We start from the raw sequence: 24,851 nt of genomic DNA on the forward strand, positions 1-24,851 counted from the left end.
CGCATCGATGCGGTACGTCTGTAGGGTCTTCTCAAATCAACTGCTTATAAGTTTATATCGGGGGCAGTTCAAATGAAGGCCAGACGCTGAGCCAGTCTAGCCTCGGATGCTGTAGACGTCGAGCTATCAAGGAGAACTCGACGTTTTAGCGATATTAAACGTCTAATAGCAGACGCGCTGGATCTTCTAGTAGCTCTTTAATGGTTACTAGGAAACCCACTGACTCACGGCCATCGATCAAACGGTGGTCATAAGATAGTGCTAGGTACATCATTGGCAAGATTTCTACTTTGCCGTCAACCGCCATTGGACGCTCTTGGATTTTGTGCATGCCCAAGATTGCCGATTGTGGTGGGTTGATGATTGGCGTAGACATCAATGAACCAAATACACCACCATTAGTGATAGTGAAGTTACCGCCCATCAACTCATCAACCGTTAGCTTGCCGTCACGGCCTTTGATTGCTAGCTCTTTGATGCCTTTTTCGATGTCAGCAAAACCTAGTGTGTCGCAGTCTTTTAGAACTGGCGTCACTAGACCACGTGGCGTAGAAACCGCCATGCTGATGTCGAAGTAGTTGTGGTAAACAATGTCATCACCATCGATAGAGGCATTCACTTCTGGGTAACGTTTTAGTGCTTCAGTTACTGCTTTCACGTAGAAAGACATGAAGCCAAGACGAGTACCGTGACGCTCTTCGAACTGGTCTTTGTATTGCTTACGAAGGTCCATGATTGGCTTCATGTTCACTTCGTTAAACGTAGTTAGCATTGCCGTGTTGTTCTTCGCTTCTAGAAGACGGTTTGCTACTGTCTTACGCAGACGCGTCATTGGTACACGCTTTTGGCTACGAGCCGCTGCAGGCGCTTCAACGGCTGCTGGAGCTTCTGCTTTCGGTGCCGCTTTTGCGTTTGCAAGATGTGCTTCAATGTCTTCGCGAGTAATACGACCGCCAACACCAGAGCCTTTCACTTGGCTAGCTTCAAGACCGTGTTCAGCAAGAAGACGACGAACAGCTGGGCTTAGCGCATCGTTGCTTTCTTCTGTTAGCGTTGCTTTATGACGCTTATCAGGAGACGCTTCTTTGTCTTCTGTTGAATCTGTTGTTGGTTCGCCTGCTACTGCGCCTGGCTTAAGCTTCGCGATCAACTGCTTAGAAAGTACTGTTGCACCTTCTTCTTCAATAATGGCTTCTAAAACGCCCGCTTCCGGAGCCGGTACTTCAAGCACAACTTTATCGGTTTCGATATCAACCAGAACTTCATCACGCTCGACTACGTCGCCTGGTTGTTTGTGCCATGTCGCTACGGTTGCGTCAGCAACTGATTCAGGTAAATCTGGAACCAGAATTTCAATTGTCATATCTGTTTCTTCCTTTAACTTCTAGTTCTTAATTCGAAGTTTTTGAGTTCACGTTCAGAGCGTCTTCAACCAACGCTTTTTGTTGTTTCAAGTGCACCGACATGTAGCCTACTGCTGGCGAAGCAGAAGCTGGGCGACCTGCGTATTTAAGATCTGCGCCTGCTGGAATAGCAGCACGGAAGTTGTGTTGGCTACAGTACCAAGCACCCTGGTTTTGAGGCTCTTCCTGACACCACACGAAATCTTCAACATTCGTGTATTGCGCGATAGCGGCTTGAACTTCATCCATTGGGAACGGGTAAAGCTGCTCGATACGCACAATAGCAACATCATCTTGTTCGTTGTTGCGACGCTGTTCTAGAAGGTCGAAATAAACCTTACCTGAACAGAACACAACACGTTTCACTTTGCTTGGATCCAGATTATCGATCTCTGGAATCGCTGGTTGGAATGTGCCTTCAGAAAGCTCTTCCAATGACGATGTACAAAGTGGATGACGCAGTAGCGACTTAGGTGACATAACAATCAGTGGACGACGCATAGGACGCACCACCTGACGACGGATCATGTGGTAAACCTGTGCTGGTGTAGATGGCACTACAACCTGCATGTTTTGTTCAGCACATAATTGTAGGTAACGCTCTAAACGCGCAGATGAGTGCTCAGGGCCCTGACCTTCGTAACCGTGTGGCAACAACATAGTTAGACCACATAGACGAGCCCACTTTTGCTCACCTGATGAGATAAACTGGTCAATCACCACTTGTGCACCGTTCGCGAAGTCACCGAACTGTGCTTCCCAAATGGTCAAACCGCTTGGCTCTGCTGTTGCGTAACCATATTCAAACGCCAATACCGCTTCTTCTGACAACACTGAGTCAAAGACTTGGAATGGACCTTGTTTGTCATGAATATTCGCCAACGGAATGTAGGTGCTTGCGTCGTTCTGGTTATGCAGAACTGAGTGACGGTGGAAGAAAGTACCACGTCCAGAGTCCTGACCAGAGATACGGATACGCTTGCCATCATCAACTAGAGTTGCGTACGCCAGCGTTTCAGCCATACCCCAATCAAGAGGCTTCTCACCGCTGATCATTGCAGAACGATCGTTGTACAACTTGTTTACACGGCTCTGTAGCTTATGACTATCTGGGTATTGGATTAGGCGCTGACCCAACTCTTTCAAGCGAGTTGAATCAAATGTGCTATCCCAAGAAACATCCCAGTCATGGCCGAGGTACGGTGACCAGTCAACAGAGTGTAGAGCCATTGGGCGCCACTCTTTAACCACGACTTCGCCTTTGTCTAGCGCGTCGCGGTACTCGTTAACTAACTGAGTCGCCACTTCGATATCTGATTCGTTTTTGTCGATCAGAACATCAGCGTACAGTTTACGAGGCGTTGGGTGTTTCTTGATTTTTTGGTACATCAACGGCTGAGTTGCATTCGGCTCATCCGCTTCGTTGTGACCATGACGACGGTAACAAACCAAATCAATCACAACATCGCGTTTGAACTCGTTACGGTAATCCAGTGCAATGCGCGTTACGAAAGCAACCGCTTCTGGATCGTCAGCGTTAACGTGGAAAATTGGTGCCTGTACCATCTTCGCGATATCAGTACAGTACATGGTCGAACGTGTATCGCGAGGGTTCGAAGTCGTGAAACCAACTTGGTTGTTCACAACAATACGAACTGTACCGCCAACGCAGAAACCACGTGCAAGAGACATGTTGAACGTCTCTGCTACCACACCCTGACCTGCGATTGCAGAGTCACCGTGGATAGTGATAGGTAGTACGCGGCTTCCATCAAAGTCACCTAAGCGATCTTGACGAGCACGAACTGAACCAATAACTACTGGGTTTACAATCTCAAGGTGAGATGGGTTGAAGGCTAGCGCTAGGTGAACATCACCACCCGGCGTTGCAAAGTCTGCAGAGAAACCTTGGTGGTACTTAACATCGCCCGTACCCCATGTTTCATCATGCTTGCCCGCAAACTCATCAAACAAATCTTGTGGCTTCTTACCAAGAACGTTAACAAGCATGTTCAAACGTCCACGGTGAGCCATACCGATAACCACTTCACGCATGCCGCTTGTACCAGCATGACGGATCAGCTCTTTTGTCATCGGAATCAGTGCATCACCACCCTCAAGCGAGAAACGCTTCGCACCAGGGAATTTTGCACCCAAGTAACGCTCAAGACCTTCAGCAGCCGTTAGCTCCTCAAGGAATGTACGTTTTTCGTCTTTATCGAAAGATGGCTGACCAACGACAGACTCTAAACGTTGTTGGATCCAACGCTTTTGCTCTGTGTCTGTCATGTGCATGTATTCTGCACCGATAGAACCACAGTAAGTCTTCTTCAGTGCTGAGTAGATGTCTTTCAACTGCATCGTCTCTTGACCAATGGCAAAAGAACCTACGTTGAAAGTTTCTGCGAAGTCATCTTCGGTGAGATTGTGGAATGCAGGGTCTAGCTCCGCCACAGGTGGACGTTGCCATAGACCTAGAGGATCGAGTTCAGCAGCTTCATGACCGCGGAAGCGGTATGCGTTGATAAGCTGTAGAACTTTTACTTGCTTAGCGTCGACATCTGGATCACTAACTTGGACACTGTAATGCTTTGTTTCTTGAGCGAGTCGTCGGAAGTAGTCACGGACACGCGAGTGCGGCTGTTCAGCCACTTCTTCTGAGTTCTTAGGCAACTCATCAAATACGCGTTTCCACTCCTCACTTACCAGATCGGGATCACTTAGATACAGTTCGTAGAGGTCCTCTACATACGTTGCATTGGCGCCAGCCAAGTGTGAAGACTCGAGCCATGCCTTCATCACGCCGTTGTGCATATTTTCCCTTAACCAGTAGTTTTCACGTTTGCTTCGGTCTGCGCCGAGCTATTAAGAGCCGCTCCAAGTAGAGCGGCAATTTTTGTTGTTAATTAAATCGAACGATTCACCAGCATCGACTTGATGTGACCGATGGCTTTCGTAGGATTTAGCCCCTTAGGACAAACACTTACACAATTCATGATGCCATGGCAACGAAAAACGCTAAATGCATCATCAAGATCGGACAAACGTTCATCAGTCGCTGTATCTCGGCTATCAATTAGCCAGCGGTAAGCTGCTAAAAGACCAGCAGGGCCGATAAATTTATCTGGGTTCCACCAGAATGATGGACAAGAAGTTGTACAACATGCACACATGATACATTCGTACAATCCATCTAAATGCGCACGTTCATCTGGCGATTGTAAGTTCTCGCGTGAAGGTGGTAGAGCACCATCATCAATCAAGAAAGGCTTAACTTTCGCATAGTTATCGTAGAACTGCGTCATGTCAACGATAAGATCGCGTACTACTGGTAGACCTGGTAATGGTCGGATGACAATCTTGTCACCCTGCAGTGCTGAAAGTGGTGTAATACACGCTAGACCGTTTTTACCATTCATGTTCAGGCCATCAGAGCCACAAACACCTTCACGGCATGAGCGACGGAATGAGATGCTAGGATCTTGCTCTTTCAGCAGAATCAACGCATCCAGAACCATCATGTCTGAGCCTTCTTCCACCTCAAGGGTGTAATCCTTCATGTAAGGTTTTGTGTCTACATCCGGGTTGTAACGGTATAAAGAGAAGTTCAATTTCATAGTCATTTCCTCCTCTTAGTATGTACGTACTTTCGGTGGGAAAGCGTCACGGTGAACTGGCGTCATGTTTACATCACGCTTCGTCATCGCTTCTGTTTCCGGGTTGTAGATAGAGTGGCATAGCCAGTTTTCATCATCACGCTCTGGGAAGTCGAAACGAGCATGTGCACCACGGCTTTCTGTACGGTAGTTCGCTGCTACAGCTGTAGAGAATGCAGTTTCCATCAAGTTGTCTAGCTCTAGACACTCGATACGTTGCGTGTTGAATTCAGAAGACTTATCAGCAAGGTGTGCGTTTTGCAGACGCTCGCGGATCACTTTCAGCTCTTCTAGACCTGTTGCCATTGCATCACCTTCACGGAATACCGAGAAGCTGTTTTGCATGCAAGATTGCAGATCTTTACGGATTTGAACTGGATCTTCACCACCAGTGCTGTTTTCCCAACGCATAGTACGCGCTAGAGACGCTTCAATGTCAGATTCAGTTGCTGGGCGAGCTTCAGCTTGTGCAGCCAATGTTTCGCCAAGGTGTAGGCCTGTCGCGCGACCAAATACCACAAGGTCAAGCAGTGAGTTACCACCCAGACGGTTTGCACCGTGTACTGATACCGAAGCAATTTCACCACATGCGTATAGACCTTGAACTTCAACGTCATTGCCGTCAGCAGTCTGCTTGATTGCTTGACCTGAAACTTGTGTTGGAACACCGCCCATCATGTAGTGACAGGTTGGGATTACTGGAATTGGCTCTTTCACTGGATCCACATGCGCGAATGTACGTGAAAGCTCACAGATACCTGGTAGACGAGATTCAAGAACGTCTTTACCTAGGTGATCCAGTTTCAGCTTGATGTGCGGACCCCAAGGGCCGTCACAACCACGACCTTCACGGATTTCAATCATCATTGAACGCGCTACTACGTCACGGCCAGCAAGGTCTTTCGCGTTTGGTGCGTAACGTTCCATGAAGCGCTCGCCGTCTTTATTTAGAAGGTAACCACCTTCACCACGACAACCTTCAGTAACAAGAACACCTGCGCCAGCGATACCCGTTGGGTGGAACTGCCACATTTCCATATCTTGCATTGGAACACCAGCACGAAGCGCCATACCAACACCGTCACCAGTATTGATGTGAGCGTTCGTTGTAGAAGCGTAAATACGACCCGCGCCACCTGTTGCTAGGATAGTTGCTTTCGATTTGAAGTAACAAATCTCGCCCGTTTCCATACAGATAGCAGTACAACCCATGATCGCGCCGTCTTGGTTTTTCACCAAGTCTAGTGCGTACCACTCAGAGAAGATGGTTGTTTTGTGTTTAACGTTTTGTTGGTAAAGCGTATGAAGAAGAGCGTGACCAGTACGGTCTGCTGCCGCAGCAGTACGAGCCGCTTGCTCACCACCAAATTCTTTCGATTGGCCACCAAACGGACGTTGGTAGATAGAACCGTTATCGAAACGAGAGAATGGTAGACCCATTTTTTCTAGCTCGATAACCGACTCAGGGCCATTCTTACACATGTACTCGATAGCATTCTGGTCACCAATGTAATCAGAACCTTTTACTGTGTCGTACATGTGCCACTGCCAATCGTCCTTGTGCGAGTTACCAAGCGCAACCGTGATACCGCCTTGCGCAGATACAGTATGAGAACGAGTTGGGAAAACTTTTGACAACAAAGCACAAGATAGGCCTTGCTCCGAAATTTGTAGTGCAGCGCGCATACCTGCACCACCAGCGCCGATTACTACGGCATCAAACTCACGAACTGGAATAGACACTTACGCACCCCACAAAATAAATAGACCAGAGAAGACATAGCCGAATAGAACGGCAATAACACCAAGTTGCAGTGCGCCACGAAGTTTCGCGCACTTAATGTAATCCGTTAATACTTGCCACAAACCGATCCACGCGTGAATCAGAATCGAAACAAGTGCCAACATGGTGAAGACTTTAGTGAATGTACCACCAAAGAATTGGGTCCAAGATGCGTAAGAGATATCTGAGAAAGCGCAGAAGCTCACCAGATAAATCGTGTATAAAGTCATAATGATCGCTGACGCACGAATCAGTAAGAAATCGTGGACACCGTTACGACCAAATGAAGAAACGTGTTTTACCATACCAAGATCCCCGCCAATAGTGATAACACTGCAGTAGCACCAAACGCGACTTTAGCGCTCATTGCGCCTGACTCGAGTTCTTCAAAGTGGCCTAGGTCCATCAACAAGTGACGAACACCACCAGCAATGTGGTAGGCAAGTGCAGTTAGAATTCCCCACAGAATGAATTTCACGAAGAAGCTATCGACGATGTCAGCGGCTTCCATAAAACCCATCGGGGATGACAGAGAAATGGACAGTAACCAAAGTAATATACCCACCGCAACAAACGTAATCACACCCGACACACGGTGCAGGATGGACGCGATTGCTGTGATGGGAAAGCGGATGGTCTGTAAATCTAAATTAACAGGTCTTGACTTTCTTTCTTTCACGGGCTTGCTCACTCAGCTCCATTGAGCATTTATTGTTATAACCAATTTCAGCTTCCAAACGTACAAAAGTTAACATTTGATTAACAAATACTCGCAATAAGCTCGGAGATAATTGTAAACACTTTGTTAACAAACGGAGTCCGTAAACAAACCTCACTTTTGTTTCCAGCCCCGAATTTATAAGGATTTAACTAAAATTTTCTGTGCCAATATACGGCCAGCAACATTCTAATACAATTGATGTAACAAATTATGCTACATAGAACAGATTTTTAACGATTTTCATGAGAAAAATCATAACAAGTGCACACAAAACTGGAGAAAAATTGACTTTAAGCTTTAACAACAGTACAAAAATGGCACATAAACATCCTGGACGGATTAAATAATAAACAAAGGAGATTGTTATGGCGGATAAGAAAGCTACCCTTCATGTTGAAGGTCATGCGCCGATCGAACTGCCAATTATGGACGGTACGCTAGGTACACCTGTGATTGATGTTCGTAAACTGGGAGCCAATGGTTACTTTACTTTTGACCCAGGTTTTCTTGCCACTGCATCTTGTGAATCATCAATTACGTACATCGATGGCGGCAAAGGTATTCTTTTGCACCGCGGTTACCCGATTGATCAATTAGCCAATAACGCAGATTACTTGGAAGTATGTTACATCCTGCTTTATGGCGAAGCCCCTACCCGTGAGCAATACGAGCAATTTAAAACAACTGTTACTCGCCATACTATGGTGCACGAGCAGATCGCAAGCTTCTTCCATGGCTTCCGTCGCGACGCTCACCCAATGGCAGTAATGTGTGGCGTAGTTGGTGCACTAGCGGCCTTCTACCACGATTCACTAGATATCAACAACGACGAGCACCGTGAAATTGCGGCTTATCGTCTACTGTCTAAAATGCCAACGCTGGCAGCGATGTGTTACAAGTACTCAATCGGCCAGCCGTTTATTTACCCTCGTAACGACCTAAACTACGCGGAAAACTTCCTGCACATGATGTATGCAAACCCATGTGAAGAATACGAAGTAAACCCTGTTGTTGCGCGTGCGATGGATAAAATCTTCACACTTCACGCAGACCACGAACAAAACGCTTCAACGTCGACAGTTCGTCTATCTGGTTCTTCTGGCGCGAACCCATTCGCGTGTATTGCCGCAGGTATTGCTTCTCTATGGGGTCCTGCACACGGTGGTGCAAACGAAGCGTGTCTGAAGATGCTTGAAGAGATCGGCAGCGTAGACAACATTCCTGAGTATGTTGAGCGTGCAAAAGACAAAGATGACCCATTCCGTCTGATGGGCTTCGGTCACCGCGTTTACAAGAACTACGATCCACGTGCGACAGTAATGCGTGAAACATGTCACGAAGTTCTTAAAGAGCTGAACATCCAAGATCCACTACTAGACGTAGCAATGGAACTTGAGCGCATTGCTCTTTCTGACGAATACTTCGTGTCTAAGAAGCTTTACCCGAACGTAGACTTCTACTCTGGCATCATCCTAAAAGCGATCGGTATTCCTGTATCGATGTTTACGGTAATCTTCGCGATTTCTCGTACTATCGGTTGGATCGCTCACTGGAACGAAATGCACAGCGACCCACTAAACCGAATCGGTCGTCCTCGTCAGCTATACACTGGTGAAACTCAACGTGAGTTTTCTCCATTGCACGAGCGTGAGTAACGGTTAGAATCGAGAATCGAATAAAATAAGGGTTGGCGTGAAAGCGTCAACCCTTTCTATTTTGGAGTGATTAGAACGAGCTACGCTCTATGGAACGCTTCGCTTCGAGATGCGAGAGATAATTGCGTAACACTTTCACATCTCAACAGACAAAGCCCGTCCCTTCTATACTGGGTTATCAATATCAATAAACGTAACGTCTAAACCATGCTCTTGCGCTAACCATTCCCCTAGCGCTTTAATGCCGTAGCGTTCGGTTGCATGGTGGCCAGCTGAGAAATAATGAATGTCTAATTCACGAGCCGTGTAAGTGGTACGTTCTGAGATCTCGCCCGAAATAAATGCATCTAATCCATGCTGAGCAGCAAGCTCAATAAAATCCTGACCACCGCCGGTACACCAGCCAACAGTCTCAATCATTTTGTCTGCATTGTCAGGCGCAATATGCAAAGGTTCACGGTTTAGGACTTGATTGATTTTGTGTGCGAAGTCAGCGCCAGTCATTGCTTGTTTCAAGCGGCCAAACAGAGCGACAGATTGAGGGTGCCCTTCTAAGCCGCCTTCCACTTCAATGTCTAGCAAGCGAGCAAGTTCTGCGTTGTTACCAAGTTCAGGATGAATATCTAACGGTAAGTGGTAGCCATATAGGTTGATATCATTTTTGATCAAGCTACGGATACGCTTTCCTTTCATACCACGAATAGGCTCTGGCTCACCTTTCCAAAAGTAGCCGTGGTGAACAAGCAGCGCATCAGCATCTAGCTCGATGGCTTTATCGATCAGCGCTTGTGAAGCAGTGACACCTGTCACGATGCGTTTGATTTCTGATTTGCCTTCTACTTGCATACCATTCGGTGCGTAATCTTTAATAAGTTGCGGAGACAGTTTCTCGTTAAGGATCTTTTCCAGCTGTAAGTTATTCATTTTTAATTCCAATACTTGTGGCTTGAGCAAAGTGTATATCGAACCGCAATCTAGATGCCAGTTGCGACATCCCCAACTCAAATAAATTTCGATACAATAGGAGGGCTATGCCAGTGACAACAAGGAAAATGGATGAACTCTCTACAACGTTTCTATCAATGGATTGCTTGCACCCCACCACTTTTTAAACTTCAAACGCCATTTGCCACTGTAGAAGATCTTCTGGCATCACCTCTATCTGACAACGAAGACTACGATGGCAATCCACGACTTGGCTTCCTTTACCAACACCTTTGCACCAAGCTGCTGACTTGCTCGCCTCGATATGAATTGGTTGCTGAAGAGATTCAACTCAATGACACGACTGGCCGCACGATTGGCGCCGTTGATTTGATCCTCAAGAATCAGGAAACCAAACAACACGAGCATTGGGAAGTAGCCATCAAGTTCTACTTACTGCATGAGGGCATTTGGTATGGACCGAATGCTCACGACCAACTGCACAAGAAGCTCGACCGTATGCTCACCCACCAGCTAAAAATGAGTCAAAGAGAAGAGTTCCACCAACAGTTACCGTTAGACAATATACCGAGTGAGCACCTTCTAATGCAGGGACGCCTTTACGTTAACCCTTTTTCTGCAGAACCTATCCCGACAAGCTGTTTAGGTTACGAACTAGACCCAAGCCAAATATCCGGTTACTGGTGCTATCAAAGCCAATGGGAGCAAATTGAAGAGCCACTTTACGCCCTCTCTAAACCACTTTGGGCAATAGGCAATGAGCAGTTCTTAGAGCCTATCGATAAACCATCCGATAGGTTTGTTCACGCTCAAACAAAGAGCGGTCAATTTTGGTTTGTTGTACCGGATACTTGGCCGAACTAAAACGGGAAACGGGAAACGGGAAACGGGAAACGGGAAACGGGAAACGGGAAACGGGAAACGGGAACGAACGGGAAACGGGAAACGGGAAACGGGAAACGGGAAACGGGAAACGGGAAACGGGAAACGGGGGAAACGGGAAACGGGAAACGGGAAACGATTTTATTTTGTTTTACGAGGAACAAGTTCCGTCAACACCTTCTTAATCAAAATACCTTTTCACTACACCCTCAATGAGCACCTCTCAATTCCCAAAGCGAAGCGCTCCCGACTCTCGAAGCGCAGCGTTCCCTCTTCACAAACAAAAAGGGCCGACGCAATGTCGACCCTTTTAAAATCTTAACCGTTTGAATTACAAACCAGCGGCTGCAAACACTTGATTAACAATTTCTTGTGCTTCAGCTTCGATTTGTTTTAGGTGCTCTTCACCTTTGAAGCTTTCACAGTAGATTTTGTAGATGTCTTCGGTACCTGATGGGCGAGCTGCAAACCAACCATTCGCTGTCGTTACTTTAAGGCCACCAATTGCAGCACCATTACCTGGTGCGTGCGTTAGACGAGCTGTAATTGCATCACCAGCCAGAGTTTCAGCCGCTACCATTTCTGGTGACAACTTCTTCAGTACGTCTTTTTGTGGGCCATTAGCTACAGCTTGAATGCGGTTGTACTTAGATTCACCGTGCTTCGCTGCTAGCTCTTCATAATAATCTTGAGGGTTCTTACCCGTTACCGCAGTGATCTCTGCTGCTAGAAGACATAGCAGGATGCCGTCTTTGTCTGTTGACCAAGGCGTACCATCTTTACGAAGGAAAGACGCACCTGCACTTTCTTCGCCGCCGAAGCCAAACTTACCAGTGTACAGACCATCAACAAACCATTTAAAGCCGACTGGTACTTCACATAGCTCACGACCTAAATCCGCTACAACACGGTCAATCAAAGCACTTGAAACTAGCGTTTTACCAACAGCTACGTCTTTACCCCACGCTTCACGGTGACGGTATAGGTAATCGATACAAACCGCTAAGAAGTGGTTCGGGTTCATCAGACCTTTCGGCGTAACGATACCGTGGCGATCGTAGTCAGGGTCGTTACCAAAGGCTAAGTCGTATTCATCTTTCAACGCCAATAGACCCGCCATTGCGTAAGGAGAAGAACAGTCCATACGTACAACGCCGTCTTTATCTAGAGACATGAATTGGAAAGAAGGATCAATCGCTTCACTTACTAGCGTTAGGTCTAGGTCGTATGCCTGACCAATTTGACGCCAGTAATCAATGCCACTGCCACCCAATGGATCTATACCAATCTTCAGGTTTGCTTTTTGGATTGCTTCCATATCGATAACATTCACTAGATCATCGATGTATGGCTTCACCAAATCCATCTCTACAAACAGATCCGATGCTTTCGCTTCTGCCAGTGGTAGGCGTTTAACACCTTGCAAACCTTCAGCAATCAGCGCGTTTGCACGATCTTCGATTGCTTGAGTCAGTTCAGCCTCTGCTGGACCACCGTGAGTCGGGTTGTATTTGATGCCGCCGTCTTGCGGTGGGTTATGCGATGGGGTAATTACGATACCGTCTGCTTTGTCATCATGCTTGATGTTGTGAGTCAGAATCGCGTGTGAAATACCCGGTGTTGGTGTGTAGCCGTTGCCTTGTTGAACAATAACTTTCACGCCATTTGCAATCAATACTTCAATCACACTTGAAAATGCTGGCTCTGATAGTGCGTGCGTGTCTTTACCAACAAACAATGGACCTGTTGTTCCTTGCTCAGCACGAACTTCCGCTACCGCTTGAGCGATCGCTAAAATGTGGTTTTCGTTAAAAGTGTGCTTGTCTGCAGTACCGCGGTGGCCAGAAGTACCAAATTGAACCTTATGTTCTGCGTTTGCTGCGTCTGGTTGAAGTAAGAAGTAGTTAGCAACGAGTGCTGGGATATTGTGAAGATCTTCCTGCTGCGCTTTTTGCCCAGCACGAGGGTGCATAGCCATGTTTGACATCCTTTCTTTAAAAACAAATAAAATCAAAAAAGCCTCATAATATCTGCTAAACGCTACACATTATGAGGCTTCTATCAGGTTTCTTAGATTGAACCTGTTACTTTCTCTATTAAGTCAGGCTGGAATTCCATGTGAGCCATCACCTGCTCTACCATCTGTCGCTTACGACTGGTGTTGTTGTTGGTGATTACCCAAAATGGCGTGCCAGGAATTGCTTTAGGTTTGGTAGTGTTACCATTTGCTAGCAGAGTCTCTTCGTTATCAGCAAAGTAAACGCGTTTGCGCCCTTTCACTTTTGTTGCTTGAGAGAAACTCTCTGGATTCAGTTTGTGTAAGGTTGATAGTACCAACATGAAGCGATCAATCGCTTTCTTAAGACCAGCAAACTCGTCAGAGATAAGTAGAGAGCGCATCTCTTTTACGGTATCTACTGATTCTGCTTTGCCAGCATCTTTACTTACTACAATCCCTTGTGGCTGTTCTACTACAGGTGCAACAACTGCTTCCTGCAACTGGCCATCAAGGTTCAAAAGGCGTCGTAAAATATCCGAGGCACTTTCACCGATATGCTTGGTTTGACCCGCAATGTAACGGTATAGATCCTCATCAACCTCAATTGTTTTCATTCGCTTTTCACATTCTCAATGTTTAAACTCTGGGGGATTATAACGAGATCCTCGCGGATACTCCACGTTAAACCCATCACGAATAAGATAAAATGTCAGCATTACTCAACTATAAGCAGGAAGGGCACGGCCAAACGGTTGTTTTGATTCATGGATTGTTTGGCAGTTTCAGTAATCTAGGTTTACTGGCTCGCGACCTCGTTCAAGATCACTGTGTGATCAGCATTGATCTCCGAAATCATGGCCTTTCTTTCCATTCAGAAACACACAACTATGAAGTAATGGCGCAAGATGTTGCTGATTTACTTCGTTATTTGAATATCGAGCCAGCACTTGTCATCGGTCACTCAATGGGCGGAAAAGTTGCGATGAAATTGGCGGATGTTGCGCCAGAGTTTGTTAAACGACTAGTCGTACTCGATATGGCGCCAGTGTCTTACCAAACAAACCGTCACGATAACGTGTTTAACGGCCTGCAAGCGGTAATCAAAGAAAAACCGGCCAATCGCCAGCAAACGATGGATATTCTTGCTCAACATATTGAAATCGATGGCGTTAGACAATTCCTGTCGAAATCGTTGTACAAAAATGGTGACCAAATGGACTGGCGCTTTAACGTTGCAAGTTTGCTCAACAACTACGACGACATCATTGGCTGGCAAGAAATTGCACCAACCGACATTCCTACGTTGTTTGTTAAAGGCGGTGATTCCGACTATCTGATGCCTGAGCATCAACCTGCGGTTAAACGCCAGTTTAACAACGCAAAAGCACACATTATTGCCAACACCGGACACTGGTTACATGCCGAGAAACCGGCAGAAGTTATGCGTGTGATCAGGAAATATATTTCGAGTTAACAAATTCGAAAAACAACGCCAGATTATTGAAATAACCCTTCTCGTAGTGCATTAACTTTACCGTTTAACAGTGGTATAGTGCGCACAAGAATTTTTGGCATGAAGGACGACAATGCTATACGACTATATGGACATGCTCGAGTCGATCGGGCTCGATCTTCTTTTTGCTGCTATCTTCTTCTTCATTGGGATGGCGATAAAAGATGTACTAAAGCAAGGCAATGTACCTGTTTTTGGTCGTCGTATTGTGTGGTTGGTTCTTTTCCTTGGCTGTGCTGGTTTCATCGCCAAAGGTCTGATTCAGCTCAGTTGGGAAGGCACAGGGCTAGGTTAAGCTCTGCTCCCCCATCGCCAGTAACAAACAATGTAAAGGTATAGACTCTATGGCAAGTGTAGGTATCTTCTTCGGTAGCGACACAGGTAATACTGAAGCCGTTGCAAAGATGATTCAAAAGCAACTAGGTAAACAACTAGTTCACGTTCAAGACATCGCAAAAAGCAGCAAAGAAGACATTGATAACTTTGATCTTCTACTTCTAGGTATCCCGACTTGGTACTACGGTGAAGCACAATGTGATTGGGATGATTTCTTCCCAGAACTTGAGCAAATCGATTTCTCTACGAAGCTAGTTGCTATTTTCGGTTGTGGTGACCAAGAAGATTACGCAGAGTACTTCTGTGACGCAATGGGCACAGTACGTGACATCGTTGAAGCGAAAGGCGGTACTATCCTAGGCCACACTTCGACTGAAAGTTACGAGTTCGAAGCATCTAAAGCTCTAGTAGAAGGTGACGACAGCCAATTCGTTGGTCTGTGTATCGACGAAGACCGTCAACCAGAACTGACTGACGAGCGCGTAGAAAACTGGGTTAAGCAAGTCTACGAAGAGATGTGCCTAGCTGAGCTTGAAGGCTAAGTAAGCATTCATAAAAAAGACCTCCTTCGTGGAGGTCTTTTTGTATCTAAACAGGGACTAAGAGATTTCTGTCGCAATTTCTTCTTCTCGGTACTGAGGTTTCTTCCTCACGTACAATTTGCGCTGCACTTCCGAAACAACATTACCCTCTTTGTCTTTTACGTGAGTAATGAATTCAGGGAAGCACTTCTCACCATTACGAGTCATTTGATAGATTTCATCTAGCATGCCATCTGTCACCTCAAACTCCGCAAACAAATCACTCTGCCCGGGCTTAATGAAGTTGATACTCGCCTCTTTATCCCAAACGTAGTATTCCTCGCGAAGAATGCCCATCAACATCAAAGAGTAAATTGGGTCAGTGAGAGAGAAAATACTTCCTCCATACTGAGTTCGATTGGCGTTTTTATTCCACCAGCGCAGTTTCAAACGAACTTTCACCGTTCGAAAGTCTTCAGAAATATGTAAGATTTTAATACCAGCCCCCCAGAATGGCGGCCAAATATTCAGCGAAAACTTCACAATTCCTGGTTTATATATCTTAGCAAGTCGCTTATTCATAACTGTCCGTAGTCGTTGCGTTCCAATGTTATCAATATGTAACTGGTCTGATCTGTAATATAATCGACCTGTTTCCAATTTACAAAAAGAATCTATTAACCCTTTGAAGTTCGTGGTTTAATGTTCAGTACGCTTCGCCTATAATGATAGGAATATTATATTCTGTTAAATCGCTGCAGATGATCCAACGGGAAAGTATATGTCAGACAATAATCAGGCGCTGAAGGATGCGGGTCTAAAAGTAACCCTTCCAAGGCTAAAAATTCTAGAAGTACTTCAGCAGCCAGACTGCCAGCACATCAGTGCTGAAGATTTGTACAAAAAGCTAATTGATCTAGGTGAAGAGATCGGACTAGCAACCGTTTATCGTGTACTAAACCAATTCGATGATGCTGGTATTGTTACTCGTCACCATTTCGAAGGCGGTAAATCAGTATTTGAACTGTCAACTCAACATCACCACGATCACCTTGTGTGTCTAGATTGTGGTGAAGTGATTGAGTTTTCAGACGACGTGATCGAAGAACGTCAAAAAGAAATTGCGGCTAAGTACAATGTTACGCTTACTAACCACAGCTTGTACCTATACGGTAAATGTAGCGACGGTTCATGTAAGACAAACCCTGACGCTCACAAGCCAGCAAAATAAGAGTCCGACTCTTATCGCTTTTACTCTAAAACGTCAGCCTCGGCTGGCGTTTTTATTGTCTGAACAAATCAGACTAGCCATAAAAAATGCCAGCAATGATGCTGGCATTTTTGTTAGCGAGGTATTGAGATTATTGGTTCTCGATTTTCGCCCAAGTATCACGTAGACCAACAGTACGGTTGAATACTAGCTTATCCGCTGAAGAGTCTTTCGAATCTGCACAGAAGTAACCCATACGCTCAAATTGGTAACCTTTTTCAGCTTCTGATGCTGCTAGGCTTGGCTCAACAAAACCGTTTAGAATCACTAGTGATTCTGGGTTGATTGTCGCAGCAAAGTCATCCGCAGCCGCTGGGTTTGGTACTGTGAACAAACGATCGTACAGACGAATTTCTGCAGGCAGAGCTTTGTCTGCTGAAACCCAGTGAATTACACCTTTCACTTTACGGCCATCTGCTGGGTTCTTACCTAGCGTGTCAGCATCGTAAGTACAGAAGATTGTCGTGATGTTACCTTCTGCGTCTTTCTCGATGCGTTCAGCCTTAATCACGTATGCGCCACGTAGACGTACTTCTTTACCTAGAACAAGACGCTTGTATTTCTTGTTTGCTTCTTCACGGAAGTCTTCGCGCTCGATCCAAACTTCACGAGTGAATGGCACTTCACGCTCACCCATTTCAGGTTTGTTTGGATGGTTAGCAACCGTTAGCGTCTCTACCGCACCTTCTTCAAAGTTCTCGATAACAATCTTAACAGGATCTAGAACAGCCATCGCACGCGGTGCATTTTCGTTTAGATCATCACGAATACAAGATTCTAGTGAACCGAACTCAATCATGTTCTCTTGCTTCGTTACGCCGATACGCTTACAGAACTCACGAATAGATGCAGATGTGAAGCCACGACGACGCAGACCAGATACGGTTGGCATACGTGGGTCATCCCAACCATCAACCAATTTCTCAGTTACTAGTTGGTTTAGCTTACGCTTAGACATCACTGTGTATTCAAGATTTAGGCGGCTGAATTCGTACTGGTGTGGACGACAATCAATTGTGATGTTATCTAGAACCCAGTCGTACAGACGACGGTTATCCATGAACTCTAGAGTACAGATAGAGTGCGTAATGCCTTCTAGCGCATCAGAGATACAGTGTGTGAAGTCGTACATTGGGTAAATGCACCACTTATCACCAGTCTGGTGGTGAGTCGCGAAACGTACACGGTAGATAACTGGGTCACGCATAACCATGAATGAAGAACCCATGTCGATCTTCGCACGAAGACACGCTTTACCTTCTTCGAACTCACCCGCACGCATTTTTTCAAATAGCGCTAGGTTTTCTTCGATTGGGCGATCACGGTATGGGCTTGGTTTACCCGGAGCCGTTAACGTACCGCGGTATTCACGAATCTGCTCAGGACTTAGCTCATCAACGTACGCTAAGCCTTTATTAATCAATTCAATTGCATATTCGTAAAGCTTGTCGAAGTAGTTTGATGAGTAACATACTTCACCATCCCACTCGAAGCCCAACCAGTTTACATCTTTCTTGATAGACTCAACGTATTCGATGTCTTCTTTTTCAGGGTTTGTATCGTCGAAACGTAAGTTACATTGGCCCTGGTAGTCCTGAGCAATACCGAAGTTCAAACAGATAGACTTAGCATGACCGATGTGCAGGTAGCCATTCGGCTCCGGCGGGAATCGAGTATGCACGCTAGTGTGTTTACCATCCGCTAGATCTTTATCAATGATCTGGCGAATAAAGTTTGATGGACGAGCATCAGCTTCACTCATCTATAGCACCTCAAAAATATTAGTATTGTCAGAGAAAACAGTACTCCGTAACCGTACTCGGTTTACAGAGTGCATTGTTCCTAATGATCCACAATTCTTAGCGATTAGACAACAAGAACCGTCGTTAAAACGGCAATATTTCTCTTCTTCGCTTGAAAGCACAGCATATTAAATCTGCACAAACAAAAAAAGACCTCCCGAAGGAGGTCTTTATAGAGAGTCATTAAGATGTAATTAAGGCAGTTTTACATCTGATAGGTCTTCACCTGCACCGATTGCTTTCATTTCACCAGCAACGATTTCTGCAAGAGGACCCAGGATAACTTGAAGGTTGTTTTCGCCAAGCTTAACCACACCTTTCGCGCCTAGTTTCTTAAGTACTGCTTCGTCAGCAACAGAGCGGTCTTTAAGCGTTAGACGTAGACGAGTGATACACGCGTCGATTGAAGTTAGGTTATCGTGACCACCTAGCGCTTTCAGGTATTGACGAGCTAGGTCACCTTTTGCTGCATCACCAGCTGGAGCAGCTGCAGCTTCGTTATCGTCGTCTTCACGACCTGGCGATTTCAGGTTGAAAGCGCGGATTGCGAAGCTGAATGTGAAGAAATATAGAGCACCGAAGCCTAAACCTACTGCGAACAGTACTAGTGGCTTAGTTGCTAGACCGTAGTTCAGTACGAAGTCGATTAGACCTGCAGAGAAACCAAAGCCGTGTAGCGTACCAAGCATGTTTGCAATTACTAGAGACAGACCTGTAAATACTGCGTGGATTGCGTATAGAGCAGGTGCTAGGAATACGAACATGAACTCTAGAGGCTCAGTGATACCTGTTAGGAATGAACAGAATGCTACTGAGAATAGTGCACCACCAACTTGGCTGCGCTTCTCAACTGGTGCTGCTAGGTACATAGCAAGTGCCGCACCTGGTAGACCGAACATCATCACAGGGAAGAAACCGTTCATGAATACACCAGCGCTCTTATCGCCGCCGAAGAAGCGGTGTAGGTCACCAGATTTCAGAGTTTCAGTTACTTCTTTAACTGTTGCAGTGATTTCTGGAGTTACAGAGTTAGCGAATTCGAATGTGTGAGTTTGACCAGCAACAAGAGTCTTAGCTAGAGCTGGGTCAACACAAAGCTGTTGTAGTGCAGGAAGCGCTTGACCAGCAGCAGTTGCGCCAGAAACTAGAACTTCTTGACACGTACCCATACCGAACCAGAAGTACGAGTTTAGTACGTGGTGTAGACCTACAGGGATAAGTGCACGGTTAAGCGTACCGTATACGAATTGACCGATAGCACCAGAAGTAGAAACTGCGTGTGCTAGTGCGTCAAGACCGCCTTGGATTGTTGGCCATACAACACCAGCAATTGCACCAGCTACTAGCGAGAATAGACCCGCCATGATTGGTACTAGACGTTTGCCAGAGAAGAATGCCAACCACTCAGGAAGACGAGTAGCATGGAAAGCGTTGTAAGAGTGACCAGCGATGATACCTGCAATGATACCGCCGAAGAATGACATGTTAACGCTTGCATCGATTGTTGCTGCTGTTGCAGTAAGTACGAAGTAAGCAACTGCACCTGCTAGACCTGCAGCACCTTGACCGTCTTTAGAAAGACCGATCGCGATACCTAGACCGAATAGCAGTGGTAGTTGACTAAAGATTGCGTTACCAGCAGATGCCATAAACGCGATGTCTAACAGGTCAGGCTGACCCAAACGTAGTAAAAGCGCTGCAACTGGAAGCGTTGCGATAGGAAGCATAAGAGCTTTACCTAACTTCTGCGCGTATCCAAGAATATTCACCTTAAGTTCCCCCTATAGGATTTTATGTTTTGTTGAATGACTTATTTCAGTCGTTCAATTTAGTCGCTACCAGTTTATGATATTAATTTTGCTCCGCAAATTAAAACCTCATTGTTTGTGATCATAATCACCAGAAATTGGTCATTCAGAAGGTTTTTGCTAGCGAGATCATAAAACTTATTTTATTATACGAAAAAATGGCGTTTTAGAGATAAGATTCTCGGACTTTATGCAAGACAGAATCAGTGTTATTTTGGTATCTCTACAGATGATTCGCAGTAACTTTGCTCTGGAAAACAATCATAAAAACTAATTCATTTATTATTTTTCAGTTAGTTACTCTGATAATGACATCGATAAAACGCGACTTGCTGTATGTGACTCGTTATCTAATTCAGTGATACAAACTAAGTACCAGCCCGACTCATGGAGTCGCCAGTTAGATAACGGAACAGAAAATGAATTCTCATCTATAAGGACTAGCTGACTATGTACGCGCTAAGTAACTGTAAAATCTATACCGGTAGTGATGTTCTTACCGATCATGCTGTCATCATCGACAATGACCAGATTCAATCAGTTGTGCCAGTGACTCAACTACCAGAAGGTATTGAAGTAAAAGATCTGGACGGTGCTAACCTAAGCCCTGGTTTTATCGACCTACAGCTAAACGGCTGTGGCGGTGTGATGCTTAACGACGAAATCACACCAGAAACAATGCAAATCATGCATGAAGCAAACCTTAAATCTGGTTGTACAAGCTTCCTACCGACTCTAATCACATCTTCAGACGAAGACATGCGCGCTTCGATTGCTGCAGCTCGTGAGTACCACAACAAATACCAAAACCAATCGCTAGGTTTGCATCTTGAAGGTCCGTACCTAAACGTAGCGAAAAAAGGTATTCACAGCGTTGACTTCATCCGCCCTTCTGACGACGGTATGATTGATCTGATTTGCGCAAACGCAGACATCATTGCAAAAGTAACGCTAGCACCAGAACAAAATGATCCTGAGCATATCTCTCGTTTGAAAGCGGCTGGCATCGTAGTTTCTATCGGTCACACCAACGCAACATACGCAGAAGCACGTCAAGGTTTCGAAGCAGGTATCACATTTGCCACTCACCTATTCAATGCGATGACGCCAATGGTTGGTCGTGAACCAGGTGTGGTTGGTGCGATTTACGACACCCCAGAAGTTTACGCTGGTATCATTGCAGACGGTTTCCACGTTGATTACGCAAACATTCGAATTGCTCATAAAATCAAGGGCGAAAAGCTTGTTTTGGTGACGGATGCCACAGCTCCAGCAGGTGCTAACATTGATCACTTTATTTTTGTCGGTAAGAAAGTATATTACCGAGATGGTAAGTGTGTTGATGAAAATGGCACACTAGGCGGCTCAGCTCTGACTATGATCGAAGCAGTTCAGAATACAGTTGAGCACGCAGGCATCGCTTTAGACGAAGCTCTACGAATGGCTACACTGTACCCAGCAACCGCAATCGGTGTTGAGGACCGTCTTGGCCGAGTTCGAAAAGGTATGGTAGCAAACCTTACTGTTTTCGATCGTGACTTCAATGTAAAAGCGACGGTTGTTAACGGACAATACGAGCAAAATTAAGCATGAATGGCGGACAGATTGGTAATGTAGATTTAGTAAAACAGCTTAACAGCGCTGCGGTATACAGGCTGATTGACCAACAAGGTCCAATCTCCCGTATTCAAGTCGCGGATGTTAGTCAGCTCGCCCCAGCGAGTGTTACCAAAATAACCCGCCAACTTTTAGAGCGCGGCTTAATTAAAGAAGTCGCGCAACAAGCTTCTACCGGTGGTCGTCGAGCAATCTCGTTGACCACTGAAGTAAAACCTTTCCACTCTATCGCTGTTCGATTAGGTCGTGACTACGTGCAATTCTGCTTGTACGACTTAGGCGGCACAGCATTGGCACAAGATCAACACGAGCTTCATTACAGCAACCAAGCTGACTTGATTGCTGGATTGATTGATTTACTGAAAGACTTCGTAAATCGTTGCCAAGACAAGATCGACCAACTTATCGCTATCGGTATCACACTGCCTGGTTTGGTGAACCCAACCACAGGTGTTGTTGAGTACATGCCGAATACAGACATCGATAACCTCGCTCTAGGCGAAATCATTCGTGAAAAGTTCAATACCGCGTGTTTTGTTGGTAACGACGTGCGTGGTATGGCACTGGCTGAACACTACTTTGGCGCGAGCCAAGACTGCCAAGATTCGATTCTGGTCAGTGTTCACCGCGGTACTGGTGCAGGTATTATCGTGAACGGTCAGGTATTCCTTGGTTTCAACCGCAACGTCGGTGAAATCGGTCACATCCAAATCGACCCACTTGGCGAGCAATGCCAATGCGGTAACTTTGGCTGTCTAGAAACGGTTGCAGCCAACCCTGCCATCGTACAACGCGTGAAAAAGCTGATTGCACAAGGTTACGAATCAAGCCTTACTCAGCTTGAACACATCACCATTGATGACGTTTGTACTCATGCGATGAATGGTGACGAGCTGGCGAAACAAAGCCTAGTTCGCGTAGGTAACCAACTTGGTAAAGCTATCGCAATCACGATTAACTTGTTTAACCCGCAAAAAATCGTCATTGCTGGTGACATTACTGCCGCGGAAGAAATTGTGTTCCCAGCAATCCAGCGCAACGTAGAAAACCAATCTTTAAAGACTTTCCATAACGAACTTCCAATTGTTGCCTCTCACATTGATAAGCAACCAACGATGGGTGCATTTGCGATGATCAAGCGCGCTATGTTGAACGGAGTTTTGTTACAAAAGTTACTAGAAGACTAAGTTTATACAACCAATTGAGTTACAATCTCGGGCTGTGGTTTCACAGCCCGTTTTTGTATATCAGGAATATAGCTCAACAGTATGGAAATTATTCTAATTACAACGGCGTTCCTCGCCGGCTTCATCGCTCTAAAATGTAACCTCCCCCCTTTGGTCGGTTTCCTACTTGCAGGTTTTGGCCTTCATGCGTTTGGCTACCAAAGTAATGACGTCATTGTCACGCTCGCAGACCTTGGTGTGACCTTGCTGCTTTTCACCATTGGTTTAAAGCTGGATGTAAAAACGCTGCTTTCTAAAGAAATTTGGGGCGGTGCTACAGCGCACAATATTCTCTCGACTCTTTTCTTTGCGCTGGTTCTCGTTGGGCTGAAGCTGCTTGGGCTTTCATCCCTTGCCACCATGGATCACAGTCAGATCCTACTGCTCGCTTTCGCTCTCTCTTTCTCTAGTACCGTATTTGCAGTTAAAACGCTGCAAGAGAAAGGTGAGATGAACGCCACCTACGGCACACTAGCCATTGGTATCTTGGTTATGCAGGATATCTTTGCCGTAGTATTCCTTACCGCTTCCACGGGTAAGATTCCTGAATGGTACGCCATTGGATTATTTGCCTTGCCGTTTCTCCGCCCATTGTTCTACAAGCTGCTAGACAAAGTTGGTCATGGCGAGATGCTGGTGCTGTTTGGTATCTTCTTCGCGCTCGTGGTCGGTGCCGGCTTATTTGAACTGGTCGGCATGAAGCCAGATTTGGGTGCTTTGATATTGGGTATGCTATTGGCTGGGCATCGTAAAGCGTCCGAGCTATCCAAATCATTGTTTAATATGAAGGAACTATTCCTCGTCTGTTTCTTCCTTAACATTGGTTTATCAGCTTCATTGAGTTTTACCGGCGTAGGCTTAGCGCTGCTATTTATCTTGCTGCTGCCTATCAAGGGGCTGCTCTACTTCCTCACCATCAACCACTTTAAGTTCCGAGTACGTACTTCATTGCTGACGTCGCTATCGCTTTTCAACTACAGTGAGTTCGGTCTGATTGTTGGTGGTCTGGCTTACAAGATGGGTTGGATGCCGAGCGACATGTTGGCCGCAATTGCTGTCGCTGTGTCTATCTCATTTATTATCTCTGCCCCGCTAAACCGATTGGGCCATCAGATTTACCAACATTCTGGTAAATGGCTACAAGAAACCGCAGCAGAGAAACTGAACCAACGAGACCAACTCATCAATCCTGGTCATGCTCAAGTACTGATCCTTGGTATGGGACGAATTGGCACTGGCGCCTACGACGAACTACGCGCTCGTTATGGCAAGATTTCACTGGGTGTTGAAGTCCGTGAAGAGGCCGCACACAAGCATCGCTCTGAAGGCCGCAATGTCATCTCTGGCGATGCGACTGACCCAGATTTTTGGGAGCGTATTTTGGACACGGCTAACGTGAAAATGGTGCTTCTCGCAATGCCACATCACCAAGGTAACCAAACCGCATTGGAGCAGTTACAAAGTCGAAACTATAAAGGACAAATTGCAGCGATTGCTGAATACCCAGATCAGCTTGAAGGCTTATTAGAGACAGGAGTCGATGCTGCATTTAACATCTATAGTGAGGCTGGTAGCGGTTTTGCACGTCATGTTTGCGATCAACTTCAACCTCAATTTACACCGATGAAATAAGCATCGAGGTGGATATATTTTCAGAGCCCTCTTTTAACCAGAGGGCTTTTTTGTGCATTTTTTAAACCAAACCTTGATCTCA

Annotated in this window: 21 protein-coding genes; 9 read left to right on the plus strand and 12 right to left on the minus strand. The window is 45.8% G+C overall.

From position 1 onward, the window contains the following. Positions 1 to 154 precede the first annotated feature (154 nt). The 6 genes from odhB to sdhC all read right to left on the minus strand — a co-directional run bounded on the left by odhB (position 155) and on the right by sdhC (position 7,533). The gene (odhB, locus tag KHO06_RS13330; RefSeq protein ID WP_005426699.1) at positions 155 to 1,363 is read right to left on the minus strand and encodes a 2-oxoglutarate dehydrogenase complex dihydrolipoyllysine-residue succinyltransferase; all 1,209 of its coding nucleotides are present in this window, start codon (positions 1,361 to 1,363) and stop codon (positions 155 to 157) included. Between the two features lie 28 nt (positions 1,364 to 1,391). Next, positions 1,392 to 4,217, minus strand: coding sequence for a 2-oxoglutarate dehydrogenase E1 component (gene sucA / locus KHO06_RS13335; RefSeq protein ID WP_005426698.1), 2,826 nt, complete (start codon positions 4,215 to 4,217; stop codon positions 1,392 to 1,394). Between the two features lie 92 nt (positions 4,218 to 4,309). Continuing rightward, positions 4,310 to 5,020: a succinate dehydrogenase iron-sulfur subunit gene (locus KHO06_RS13340; RefSeq protein ID WP_005426697.1), complete on the minus strand. Its 711-nt coding sequence runs from the start codon at positions 5,018 to 5,020 to the stop codon at positions 4,310 to 4,312. A gap of 15 nt (positions 5,021 to 5,035) precedes the next feature. Then, positions 5,036 to 6,802: a succinate dehydrogenase flavoprotein subunit gene (gene sdhA, locus KHO06_RS13345; RefSeq protein ID WP_005426690.1), complete on the minus strand. Its 1,767-nt coding sequence runs from the start codon at positions 6,800 to 6,802 to the stop codon at positions 5,036 to 5,038. Beyond that, positions 6,803 to 7,147, minus strand: coding sequence for a succinate dehydrogenase, hydrophobic membrane anchor protein (sdhD, locus tag KHO06_RS13350; RefSeq protein WP_005426689.1), 345 nt, complete (start codon positions 7,145 to 7,147; stop codon positions 6,803 to 6,805). It abuts the gene before it with no gap. After that, positions 7,141 to 7,533, minus strand: a complete 393-nt coding sequence (gene sdhC / locus KHO06_RS13355; protein WP_005426687.1) for a succinate dehydrogenase cytochrome b556 subunit — start codon at positions 7,531 to 7,533, stop codon at positions 7,141 to 7,143. The genes sdhD and sdhC overlap by 7 nt, the downstream gene beginning before the upstream one ends. Before the next feature lie 395 nt (positions 7,534 to 7,928). Between sdhC and KHO06_RS13360 the strand changes: the two genes are divergently transcribed. After that, a complete protein-coding gene (locus KHO06_RS13360) occupies positions 7,929 to 9,218 on the plus strand; it encodes a citrate synthase (RefSeq protein WP_005426685.1) in 1,290 nt (429 codons plus the stop codon). Positions 9,219 to 9,383: 165 nt separating this feature from the next. Here KHO06_RS13360 and KHO06_RS13365 read toward each other — a convergent pair whose 3' ends face one another. Next, positions 9,384 to 10,142: a Nif3-like dinuclear metal center hexameric protein gene (locus KHO06_RS13365; RefSeq protein ID WP_212581745.1), complete on the minus strand. Its 759-nt coding sequence runs from the start codon at positions 10,140 to 10,142 to the stop codon at positions 9,384 to 9,386. 132 nt (positions 10,143 to 10,274) lie between these two features. Here KHO06_RS13365 and KHO06_RS13370 point away from each other — a divergent pair, with 132 nt between their 5' ends. Further along, positions 10,275 to 11,027: a DUF1853 family protein gene (locus KHO06_RS13370; protein WP_050909989.1), complete on the plus strand. Its 753-nt coding sequence runs from the start codon at positions 10,275 to 10,277 to the stop codon at positions 11,025 to 11,027. A gap of 349 nt (positions 11,028 to 11,376) precedes the next feature. Here KHO06_RS13370 and pgm read toward each other — a convergent pair whose 3' ends face one another. Then, positions 11,377 to 13,023 (minus strand): phosphoglucomutase (alpha-D-glucose-1,6-bisphosphate-dependent), encoded by a 1,647-nt coding sequence (gene pgm / locus KHO06_RS13375; protein ID WP_212581746.1) that lies wholly within the window; start codon positions 13,021 to 13,023, stop codon positions 11,377 to 11,379. Between the two features lie 92 nt (positions 13,024 to 13,115). Then, complete coding sequence (seqA, locus tag KHO06_RS13380; RefSeq protein ID WP_005535181.1) at positions 13,116 to 13,658, minus strand: replication initiation negative regulator SeqA; 543 nt, start codon at positions 13,656 to 13,658, stop codon at positions 13,116 to 13,118. A 92-nt stretch (positions 13,659 to 13,750) separates the two neighbouring features. Here seqA and KHO06_RS13385 point away from each other — a divergent pair, with 92 nt between their 5' ends. From KHO06_RS13385 to fldA, 3 genes are all read left to right on the plus strand, one after another. Continuing rightward, on the plus strand, positions 13,751 to 14,518 hold the full coding sequence (locus tag KHO06_RS13385; RefSeq protein ID WP_045377666.1) for an alpha/beta fold hydrolase: 768 nt from the start codon (positions 13,751 to 13,753) through the stop codon (positions 14,516 to 14,518). Positions 14,519 to 14,630: 112 nt separating this feature from the next. Next, on the plus strand, positions 14,631 to 14,852 hold the full coding sequence (locus KHO06_RS13390) for a DUF2788 domain-containing protein (RefSeq protein ID WP_005446406.1): 222 nt from the start codon (positions 14,631 to 14,633) through the stop codon (positions 14,850 to 14,852). A gap of 49 nt (positions 14,853 to 14,901) precedes the next feature. Beyond that, on the plus strand, positions 14,902 to 15,435 hold the full coding sequence (gene fldA / locus KHO06_RS13395) for a flavodoxin FldA (protein WP_010643291.1): 534 nt from the start codon (positions 14,902 to 14,904) through the stop codon (positions 15,433 to 15,435). Between the two features lie 57 nt (positions 15,436 to 15,492). Here fldA and KHO06_RS13400 read toward each other — a convergent pair whose 3' ends face one another. Continuing rightward, entirely contained in the window at positions 15,493 to 15,996 is a 504-nt protein-coding gene (locus KHO06_RS13400) for a DUF4442 domain-containing protein (RefSeq protein ID WP_038892119.1), read from the minus strand. Between the two features lie 199 nt (positions 15,997 to 16,195). Between KHO06_RS13400 and fcrX the strand changes: the two genes are divergently transcribed. Further along, positions 16,196 to 16,645: a ferric iron uptake transcriptional regulator FcrX gene (gene fcrX / locus KHO06_RS13405; protein WP_010643296.1), complete on the plus strand. Its 450-nt coding sequence runs from the start codon at positions 16,196 to 16,198 to the stop codon at positions 16,643 to 16,645. A gap of 130 nt (positions 16,646 to 16,775) precedes the next feature. On the opposite strand, the gene glnS is transcribed toward fcrX, so the two are convergent. Beyond that, positions 16,776 to 18,446, minus strand: a complete 1,671-nt coding sequence (gene glnS / locus KHO06_RS13410; protein WP_010643299.1) for a glutamine--tRNA ligase — start codon at positions 18,444 to 18,446, stop codon at positions 16,776 to 16,778. Between the two features lie 234 nt (positions 18,447 to 18,680). Next, positions 18,681 to 20,255 (minus strand): N-acetylglucosamine-specific PTS transporter subunit IIBC, encoded by a 1,575-nt coding sequence (nagE, locus tag KHO06_RS13415; protein WP_005425455.1) that lies wholly within the window; start codon positions 20,253 to 20,255, stop codon positions 18,681 to 18,683. Between the two features lie 489 nt (positions 20,256 to 20,744). Here nagE and nagA point away from each other — a divergent pair, with 489 nt between their 5' ends. The 3 genes from nagA to KHO06_RS13430 all read left to right on the plus strand — a co-directional run bounded on the left by nagA (position 20,745) and on the right by KHO06_RS13430 (position 24,769). Continuing rightward, entirely contained in the window at positions 20,745 to 21,881 is a 1,137-nt protein-coding gene (gene nagA, locus KHO06_RS13420; protein ID WP_005425436.1) for an N-acetylglucosamine-6-phosphate deacetylase, read from the plus strand. A 2-nt stretch (positions 21,882 to 21,883) separates the two neighbouring features. After that, positions 21,884 to 23,098 (plus strand): ROK family protein, encoded by a 1,215-nt coding sequence (locus tag KHO06_RS13425; protein ID WP_005425462.1) that lies wholly within the window; start codon positions 21,884 to 21,886, stop codon positions 23,096 to 23,098. A gap of 81 nt (positions 23,099 to 23,179) precedes the next feature. After that, the gene (locus tag KHO06_RS13430) at positions 23,180 to 24,769 is read left to right on the plus strand and encodes a cation:proton antiporter family protein (RefSeq protein WP_045377661.1); all 1,590 of its coding nucleotides are present in this window, start codon (positions 23,180 to 23,182) and stop codon (positions 24,767 to 24,769) included. Positions 24,770 to 24,851: the final 82 nt, after the last annotated feature.

Origin of the sequence: Vibrio sp. B1FIG11 (assembly GCF_905175335.1) — a bacterium.
Classification (GTDB): domain Bacteria; phylum Pseudomonadota; class Gammaproteobacteria; order Enterobacterales; family Vibrionaceae; genus Vibrio; species Vibrio campbellii.

Excerpts from the sequence above, each read along its gene's own strand:
- seqA (WP_005535181.1), bottom strand. The coding sequence starts at position 13,658 with ATGAAAACAATTGAGGTTGATGAGGATCTATACCGTTACATTGCGGGT.
- KHO06_RS13340 (WP_005426697.1), bottom strand. The coding sequence starts at position 5,020 with ATGAAATTGAACTTCTCTTTATACCGTTACAACCCGGATGTAGACACA.
- KHO06_RS13400 (WP_038892119.1), bottom strand. The coding sequence starts at position 15,996 with ATGAATAAGCGACTTGCTAAGATATATAAACCAGGAATTGTGAAGTTT.
- sucA (WP_005426698.1), bottom strand. The coding sequence starts at position 4,217 with ATGCACAACGGCGTGATGAAGGCATGGCTCGAGTCTTCACACTTGGCT.
- pgm (WP_212581746.1), bottom strand. The coding sequence starts at position 13,023 with ATGGCTATGCACCCTCGTGCTGGGCAAAAAGCGCAGCAGGAAGATCTT.
- KHO06_RS13365 (WP_212581745.1), bottom strand. The coding sequence starts at position 10,142 with ATGAATAACTTACAGCTGGAAAAGATCCTTAACGAGAAACTGTCTCCG.
- fldA (WP_010643291.1), top strand. The coding sequence starts at position 14,902 with ATGGCAAGTGTAGGTATCTTCTTCGGTAGCGACACAGGTAATACTGAA.
- KHO06_RS13385 (WP_045377666.1), top strand. The coding sequence starts at position 13,751 with ATGTCAGCATTACTCAACTATAAGCAGGAAGGGCACGGCCAAACGGTT.
- sdhD (WP_005426689.1), bottom strand. The coding sequence starts at position 7,147 with ATGGTAAAACACGTTTCTTCATTTGGTCGTAACGGTGTCCACGATTTC.
- KHO06_RS13430 (WP_045377661.1), top strand. The coding sequence starts at position 23,180 with ATGGAAATTATTCTAATTACAACGGCGTTCCTCGCCGGCTTCATCGCT.
- glnS (WP_010643299.1), bottom strand. The coding sequence starts at position 18,446 with ATGAGTGAAGCTGATGCTCGTCCATCAAACTTTATTCGCCAGATCATT.
- KHO06_RS13370 (WP_050909989.1), top strand. The coding sequence starts at position 10,275 with ATGAACTCTCTACAACGTTTCTATCAATGGATTGCTTGCACCCCACCA.
- KHO06_RS13390 (WP_005446406.1), top strand. The coding sequence starts at position 14,631 with ATGCTATACGACTATATGGACATGCTCGAGTCGATCGGGCTCGATCTT.
- nagA (WP_005425436.1), top strand. The coding sequence starts at position 20,745 with ATGTACGCGCTAAGTAACTGTAAAATCTATACCGGTAGTGATGTTCTT.
- KHO06_RS13360 (WP_005426685.1), top strand. The coding sequence starts at position 7,929 with ATGGCGGATAAGAAAGCTACCCTTCATGTTGAAGGTCATGCGCCGATC.
- KHO06_RS13425 (WP_005425462.1), top strand. The coding sequence starts at position 21,884 with ATGAATGGCGGACAGATTGGTAATGTAGATTTAGTAAAACAGCTTAAC.
- fcrX (WP_010643296.1), top strand. The coding sequence starts at position 16,196 with ATGTCAGACAATAATCAGGCGCTGAAGGATGCGGGTCTAAAAGTAACC.
- odhB (WP_005426699.1), bottom strand. The coding sequence starts at position 1,363 with ATGACAATTGAAATTCTGGTTCCAGATTTACCTGAATCAGTTGCTGAC.